Annotated in this window: 3 protein-coding genes and 1 pseudogene; all 4 read left to right on the forward strand. The window is 41.6% G+C overall.

The genetic code is table 11. The features are described from left to right. Positions 1-91: 91 nt before the first annotated feature. Positions 92-157, forward strand: a pseudogene (locus Q0140_RS12640) (prepilin-type N-terminal cleavage/methylation domain-containing protein); the annotation flags it as partial. Positions 158-547: 390 nt separating this feature from the next. Continuing rightward, positions 548-1,153 carry a hypothetical protein gene (locus Q0140_RS06020; RefSeq protein WP_297962789.1) on the forward strand — a complete coding sequence of 202 codons (606 nt, stop codon included), beginning with the start codon at positions 548-550 and terminating at the stop codon, positions 1,151-1,153. Further along, positions 1,153-1,686 (forward strand): hypothetical protein, encoded by a 534-nt coding sequence (locus Q0140_RS06025; RefSeq protein ID WP_297962791.1) that lies wholly within the window; start codon positions 1,153-1,155, stop codon positions 1,684-1,686. The genes Q0140_RS06020 and Q0140_RS06025 overlap by 1 nt, the downstream gene beginning before the upstream one ends. A 15-nt stretch (positions 1,687-1,701) precedes the next feature. Continuing rightward, entirely contained in the window at positions 1,702-2,244 is a 543-nt protein-coding gene (gene raiA / locus Q0140_RS06030; RefSeq protein WP_297882144.1) for a ribosome-associated translation inhibitor RaiA, read from the forward strand. Positions 2,245-2,291: the final 47 nt, after the last annotated feature.

Here is a 2,291-nt window from a genome sequence, read left to right on the forward strand (position 1 = left end):
TAAATCAGTTGTTTTAAGGGCATTTTTATCTAATATCGGCGTCGGCGTTCAGACAGCCGTCACTAGACGATATTCCCGATAGGAGCGCGAGATGAAAAAAGGTTTCACCCTTATAGAGCTTGTATTTGTTATCGTAGTATTAGGTATCATCTCGATGTTCGGCGCTGATCTATACACAAAGATATATAAATCCTATGTTCATGTACGTGCAGTAAATCAGCTGGAAGCTAGAACACAAAATGCAATAATGCTAATAACAAATCGCTTGGAAGATAGAATAAAAAGTTCTACTATAGGCAGAGAGCTTAGAACGAACGCATTCGTGCCAATTAGCGCTTTAGATGATCCAAAATACGATATATTAGAGTGGATCGGACAAAGCGTAGAGACGAGAAATATAAACAAGAGAACTCCCGGTTGGAGTGGCTTCATGTCGATGTCTCAACTCCGAGATGACAAATGGAAAGCAGGTACAGAAGATGCAGGCTATATTGGAAATACGAGAGCTACATTCAATATGGTATCCTTGGGCAGCGATTTCCCCCAAGTGGCTAATATAGTTGGAAATTTAAGAGCTACGGAATACGGTAAATCGTCCACTAATACTCAAGTTGCCGTTATCTTTAGGGTTGTTACGAATGATGCTTCACCTACTAGCGTAGGTATAGGCTTTGGCTACGATAGAAAGGTCGACGTGAACGGTAGCAATCGCGTGCTGATCGCCGTAGGCACTCCTAGTACTACGGGTACCAATAATAAAGAAAGCGAAACTATTACTATCAACCAATATCCATTAAATCCAAATAACGATAAATCGCAGGAATTCTCCGAGCAGTACTATATAGCTCATAGTGCCTACGCGATTGTTCCAGATCAAGTCGTAACATATATGAAAAATAATGCAGGTAAAGTATTAAGTAAGAATTTTAACCTACTCTTGAAATATAACTATCGTCCATGGAGCACCGTTGAAAAAGATGCGAACTCGTATGATAAGGCTAGCAGCGCGTTACTAGCCGAGGACGTGAGCTTGTTTAAATTTAAGGATGATAACGGTGCCGTTGCGCTTAAGCTATGTATGAGAGACGACGGCAGAAATTTCGATCCCGCAGAGTTGGATCTAAACGTTTGTAAAGCACAGGTGGTGTACTAATGAAAACTATGCAAAAAGGCTTCGCTCTAGTAGCAGCCATATTTTTTATCATCATTGTAGCGACTACGGCGATTACGGCACTATCTATCGCGTCTATGACGGCTCGCGATGTCAATAATATCCAAGGCAGAGAGCAGGCGCTACTGCTAGCTCAGAGCGCTACGGAGTTAGCAGTCCTTGCTATGCAAAAGCACCAGTATCTAACTACTGAGCTTAAGGAGAAGAACGCTACGGCTGCGACTAATCCTACACTAAATACGATTACTCTTGTGTATCCGTCAAATGATCCAGCTCAAAAGATGTTTGATATCACCGTGACATTCGGATATTTCGATAGACAGCTGGGTGCGCCCGGCAATCATACCGTCGCTTATAGTAATTTTGGGCAAGGCTCGTCCGAAACACTTGCAAATGGTAGTGTGGGCAGAATTCTAAGCCATGCCGCGCTTGTAGATGTAGTAGTAAAATCCAACGTAGAAGTTATGGGCAGGCCGCAGATTACATATCATAGGCGCACTATTCAAAAACCATAATGCAAAGGAGAGACGATGAATTTAAATATCGTAGGTAAGCAGTTTGAGCTAACGGAAGCTATTAAAAATTATGTCGAAAACGCATTTGAGACGCTAGAAAAATATAATCTCGACATCATCTCGGGGCGTTGTGTAATTTCTGCCGACGAGAAGCAAGGCAAAAAGGGCTTCGTGGTAGATTTCTCATTAAATTTAGCGCATCAAGACACTATCGTCGTGCGCCAAAAAGATAAGGATCTCTACGCTGCCGTCGATCTCATCGTAGATCGCGCTTCAAAAGTGCTTCGCAGATACCACGATAAGGTAAATTCTCACAAAAATCGCGACGAAATGAAACAAAACGCCGTAGATAATGCGGTCGGTGCCAATAAGCCAAATTTAAACGATGAAGTTGATGAGATCGTCCCTACCGAGCTGGATCTATATAAGCCGCTAGAGATCGATGAGGCGCTAAATAAGCTTAAAGAAAGTACCGATCAGTTCTTGGTCTTTAACGATATGGACGCTAAAATGCGTGTGCTTTACAAGCGTAAAGATGGTAAATTCGGCTTATTTTAGAATTTTAGAATTTTAGAATTTTAGAATTTTAGAATTTTAGAATTTTA

Source organism: uncultured Campylobacter sp. (assembly GCF_938045405.1).
In the GTDB taxonomy this organism is placed as follows: Bacteria; Campylobacterota; Campylobacteria; order Campylobacterales; family Campylobacteraceae; genus Campylobacter_B.